Here is a 5435-nt window from a genome sequence, read left to right on the forward strand (position 1 = left end):
ATCGGCATTAGAGCTTAGGCTCCACCTTTTATATATTTGATTGTGTTGTCATTGTTTCTGAGACAGCGTTCTACTACCCATGATAAACTGCGGAATAAAATAGATCTTACTAGGTGTATTCCATGCAGTTTAATGATGTTCTGTCTGATATAGAAAGCTTAATTGGTAAGCAACTTCAATCGGTCAACCCCAAAACAGCTCCAATCTACGTCACGAAAGTTGATCGTTCTTTGAAGAAGTACTTTATCTCTGGTGATCCTTGTTCATTGGGGGAGCCTCGGTCATTCTGGGAATTAGAAGATATCTGGTCAGAGCTTATTCACAAGGGCTTTAGCAATGTGGACCAAGCTCTATTTGGTAGTGGCAGTAGCCGAAATCAGCCAGAGACTGTTTTTGCAAACCTTCCCTATGTACAGCATTTCAAATACAAAGATAAGAAACATATCTTATTAAGAGGTAAGCCTGTTCATGGACTAGGGACACTTGCGACCTTGAATCCGACTGAATATCAAGAAATAGTCAAAAAGATTGATAACTATTACGCACTATCAAATCAGGCTATTTCTGACACTCAGCAACAAGTGCTTAGTGCGTTAGAGCAAGCGTTGGATAAAGTCTTTAAGAAATATCCTGGAGATACTCTAGTTCAGGATACCGAGAAGGCTCTCGCGATATTAGCTCAGTTAGAGAGTAAAACTAGAAATTCGGTTGTTACTTTGAACGATGAACTCATTGATTTGTCGTCTCAGCAACCAACAAAGCAAGAGCTCAAGCAGTTAAACCTTCCGATTGATCAACTGATTGAAGATGAATCATTTACAGGCGTAGAAAATGAAAAGGAAGGGGAGTCTGGCAGTAATAGAGATATACCAGCGAAAATAGAAAGTACTGAAAAGTCTAGTGGGAAAATTAAAATTAGGCAGCTCACACCAGTACTGTCGCTTATCTTCGATCGTTTGAGTTTTGAAGAGATCGAGCTTCAACCAGACTTCCAGAGAAAAGACCGTATTTGGCCAGTAGCTAAGAAGGCCAAACTAATTGAATCAATACTCATGGGACTTCCTTTACCTGTTTTCTACTTTGCTGAAAAGGCTAATGGTGATTGGATCGTTGTTGATGGACTTCAACGTATTACTACTGTCTTTGACTTTATGAGTGGGGAGTTTGAGCTTGACAAGCTTGAAGTTCTTGGTGAGGAATATAATGGGAAGAAATTTAGAGATTTACCTCGTGGAGATCAAAGAAAAATTAGGGAGTATGCAATAACCGCTCACTTGATTGATTTAGAGTCAGATAAAGAAGAGATGATCGTCGAGTTGTTCCATCGAATCAACACATATGGAGTTAAACTTAGCGACCAAGAAATTCGTTCCGCTATGAATAAAGGAACAAGCGTTAAATTTTTAAGATATTTGGCTTCCAGTCATGAGTTCAAACAGGCAACTAATAGTAAAATTAAACCTGATCGACAAAATGATATGGCGTTATGTCTATCGGCGATTTCTTATTTAACACTAGGTTATAAAAACTTTAACTACAAGACTTATGATTCCTTTTTGTCTTCCGCAATGTCAAATCTAAACAGTTACGAGCTTACCTTACTAAATGAATCAAAATTAGAAGATGGATTGGCTGTTATTTCCAATAACTCTAGCCAAGAGTATATTGACCTAGAGAGATGCTTCAAGCGAGGGCTAAATCTTGCCTCGCAGATATTTGGTGATTTCGCTTTTAAGAAAATCATCGGTGATGATAAATCCCCGATAAGTAAACCACTTTTTGAAGTTATTGTTTCATACTTTGCTTATGTTGATTCTAAGCAAGAAACATTATTATTTTCTAATGCTAATGAGTTTATTAATATGTTGTATCAAGCAATTAGTCTTGATAGTGATGAATATGCTGATTGGGAGTCCAAGAAGTATACAGATGATGGACGTGGTTTTGCTTATGCTCTTTCGACTTCAACTGGTAAAAAAGCTACTGTAACTTATCGTTTTGAGGCATTCAGAGAAATACTAAAGCAAAGCACAGGAATTGAGATTAATCTTCACCCTTTGAAGGAAAAGAAATAAATGATTGAGAGCATCAAGCTTCATAATTTCAAGTGTTATCAAGATTATTATTTTAAACTGTCTTTATTAACGGTTTTTTGTGGGTCTAATTCGGTGGGGAAAAGCACTGCTATTCAAGCCTTGTCAATTCCACTTCAATCTCGTTTTGGCTCATATGTTGCTCTGAATGGGGCTCTTACCGAGGTTGGATTTATAAAAGATATTCATAACAAAGAAGAGCAAGATGAAAGACTGGAAATTGAACTATCAGTATCAGGTATAAAAAAATCTTGGGGTTATGATGATTTCGATGCACATAAAACAACTTCTCCAGATCGATTGAAAGAGCTTTCAAGTATAGGGAATCCAGAAGTTTATCAAGACCTACTGGGTAAATTTCAGTATTTACAAGCAGAAAGGCACGGACCACGAAGTAATTTTGATATTACGGACTCAAATCGTTTCCATAATGATTGGCTGGGCGCTAAAGGAGAATTTACTGCAGAGTTTCTGTCTCAATCACTATCTAAAAAAAGGTTGTTTGTCGGTGGCGTTGAAACACCAGAGGATTGCAAAGATGACCCAAGAATACACACCAACGAAAATAAGCTAGCATTACACAATCAAATTGATGCTTGGATGCAGGAAATTAGCTCAGGTATATCAGTGTCCTCCTTCTTGTATGAAGAAGCATCTACTGCTGTCAATGTATTTGGTCAAAATGGAAATGAATCTCTAAAACCACAAAATGTTGGATTTGGTGTGAGCTATGTGCTTTCTATTGTGACAGCATTACTGTATACAAAAAAGGGTGGAGTCGTAATTATAGAAAACCCTGAAGCTCATCTTCACCCTAGAGGTCAAAGTTATTTAGGAAGGCTTATTGCGTTGACGGCTAAGTCTGGCGTTCAAGTTATTGTCGAGACACATAGCGATCACTTATTAAATGGCATTCGAGTGATTGGTCGGATTGATGATAGTTTTGATGCTGAATTGTTTACACTTTATTATATATCACAAGGACAGAAGCAGAGTAATGTAGATATTATTTCTCTAAACAAGGAAGGTAAGCTTTCTGAATGGCCTAGTGGTTTTTTTGATCAGCAAGCTCAAGATATGTTTACAATTATGACTGGAAAGCTTGAGTATCCCAAGTAGGAGTTGCTATTGTATGAAGTCTAGCATTTTTTTTATTTCCAACAGTTTTAATTTTGATGCTTCTGTTGAGGACTTGGTTTCTTCTTTGTCTTTCGCTGGAACTTTGATTGAAAAGATGGAATCTGATAAGTTCATAAGTTTCTTTAAATCTTCAGATTTTTATGAAAATGCTGTAAATAAAATTTTTGGACCGAATGCGATTCCAGAATCAGGACTTCTGTCATCACTTATTTATGATGGAGCTTTAAATCGAGCTAAATGTAAGAGTGTGGACTCAAGCAAAATTTTACAGTTAGTTAACAAAGAAAAGCCAGAACTTGATGGCAATTGGATTTCTGTTTTTGGAGATTTTCCTGAGCCTCCCAAAGTTAACTATGAAAACAGAAAAGTAAACACTGAACAAGATATTATTAACTTTTCAAAAGGTGTTGTCCTAGAGAATACATACACATGTCAAGAATACTCTGATGTATTTGAAGGAATTTATAGGAATTTGATATTTCACCCAAGTTATAATGATATAGAAAACATTGATGGTGGTGTTGAAAATTTCATATCAGGTATCTTAGATATGTTTGATGTCATGAATAGCTATGTGCCAACTGATGGGCATACAGAGCAAGACATTAAATTTATTAATGGTAAGATTAAATTTACTACTTGTGAAGAAGGTGGTGGTAAAAAACGAAGGAAAAATAAAGAATCTCAGTTGAACTTTTCTTTCGATATCGACGGTAAAATTAAATCGTTCAACTGTGAATTTCATTGCAAATTAGAGTATTTTGATAATCAGTATAAGAAAGGAAAATATCATAACAATAATAGGATGTACTTCGGATTTAATAAAGGTATAAAGGATAATAATAAAATATTAATAGCTCACCTAGGAAGTCATCTTTAAAGTTACTAGAAACGACTCATGAGAAAAGCCAGACACATGTCTGGCTTTTTTATCATTAGATTTTATCTTTGATATTTCAGTCAGTTGCGTAACGTTTTCGTAGAGAGATAATCGGCATATTTAGTACTTAGTTTATAAATTAGAGCATAAAATCTATTTCCTGAACTGATTTCATAAATTTTATGCAACTGAATTCACCATTCCGATTGTAAGGAATATAACAGCGGCCTCAATTATTAAATCAATCAATGAGTGTCGTTATGTCTCATACCCGTCTATTCCCACGTCATCGCTTGGCGCTAGCTTGTATGCTCGCCAGTGTTTCCAGTTTCTCATTCGCTCAAGAGCAGTGTGATGTCCCAGCCCTTCAGCAAGCTCCGGATCTTGCATCTCCGGTCTCTGCTGCCACTTATCATTGTTATGAATCTTGGTTTTCTGCCCCTGCTGATTCTTTAAATGATATCTACAGTGAAGCGAGCTTAAGTCGCATTCAGACCGCTCTGAATCGAGCCATTGCAAGTTATCAAGGTGAGGCAGAGCAAGCACGCCAATTGGAAAACCTAGGTGAGTTCGTACGCGCGGCTTATTACGTTCGCTACAACGCGCAACAGCCAGATTATTCACAAGGGCTGAGCCAAGGTTCTGCCCTATCGACGAATGCCTTCCTTGCGAACCGTCATGCTTTAGACCAAGGGCTTGAGCAAGTAGGTGCAATGAAGAGCCTGACTTTGATGGTCGACAACGTGAAGCAACTGCCGCTCACGATGGAATCTCAACTTGCAGCACTTCGCCACTTTAACCCACAAACTGCGCAAGATACGCAGTGGGTCGATGGGTTGAATAACCTCTTTCGTGCTATGTCTGGCCATGCGGTACGAGACGATTTTTATCGTTACATGGCAGACCATAATCAGCATATAGAAGTACTGATTAAATTTGCTCAGCAAAACGAGTGGGCACTGGATACCGACGCGAGTTTTCTGGTGTATAACGCGGTGCGTGAAGTGGGTCGTCTGCTTGCCAGCCCTTATTCTTCAACTCGTACCGCGGCATTGAGAGAGATGCAACGAGTGATGGAGCAATATCCGCTGGGTAGCAAGCATGACAAGCTATGGTTAGCCGCGGTTGAGATGATGGGATACTACGCTCCAGAAGGTTTAAACGGTCTGAACTTAGACCAAGCCAAGCGAGATCTAGCTGCACGTGTTCTGCCGAATCGGTATGAGTGTGATGGCCCGGCAATCATTCGTTCGCAAGATTTGACTCAAGCTCAGGCCGTGGAAGCGTGTGAGGTTTTAGCAGCGAATGCGTATTTCGGTGAT

Annotated in this window: 4 protein-coding genes; all 4 read left to right on the forward strand. The window is 38.4% G+C overall.

Translation table 11 applies throughout. The features are described 5' to 3' along the window. Window positions 1-122: 122 nt before the first annotated feature. Window positions 123-2075: a DUF262 domain-containing protein gene (locus KIV40_RS25070; protein ID WP_012127589.1), complete on the forward strand. Its 1953-nt coding sequence runs from the start codon at window positions 123-125 to the stop codon at window positions 2073-2075. Continuing rightward, window positions 2076-3212: a DUF3696 domain-containing protein gene (locus KIV40_RS25075; RefSeq protein ID WP_012127590.1), complete on the forward strand. Its 1137-nt coding sequence runs from the start codon at window positions 2076-2078 to the stop codon at window positions 3210-3212. A gap of 13 nt (window positions 3213-3225) precedes the next feature. Then, a complete protein-coding gene (locus tag KIV40_RS25080) occupies window positions 3226-4113 on the forward strand; it encodes a hypothetical protein (RefSeq protein ID WP_285351916.1) in 888 nt (295 codons plus the stop codon). Between the two features lie 260 nt (window positions 4114-4373). Then, window positions 4374-5435 (forward strand): M9 family metallopeptidase N-terminal domain-containing protein (locus KIV40_RS25085; RefSeq protein ID WP_285351918.1); only part of this gene is annotated, 1062 nt, incomplete at its 3' end.

It is taken from the genome of Vibrio sp. D173a, from assembly GCF_030248475.1.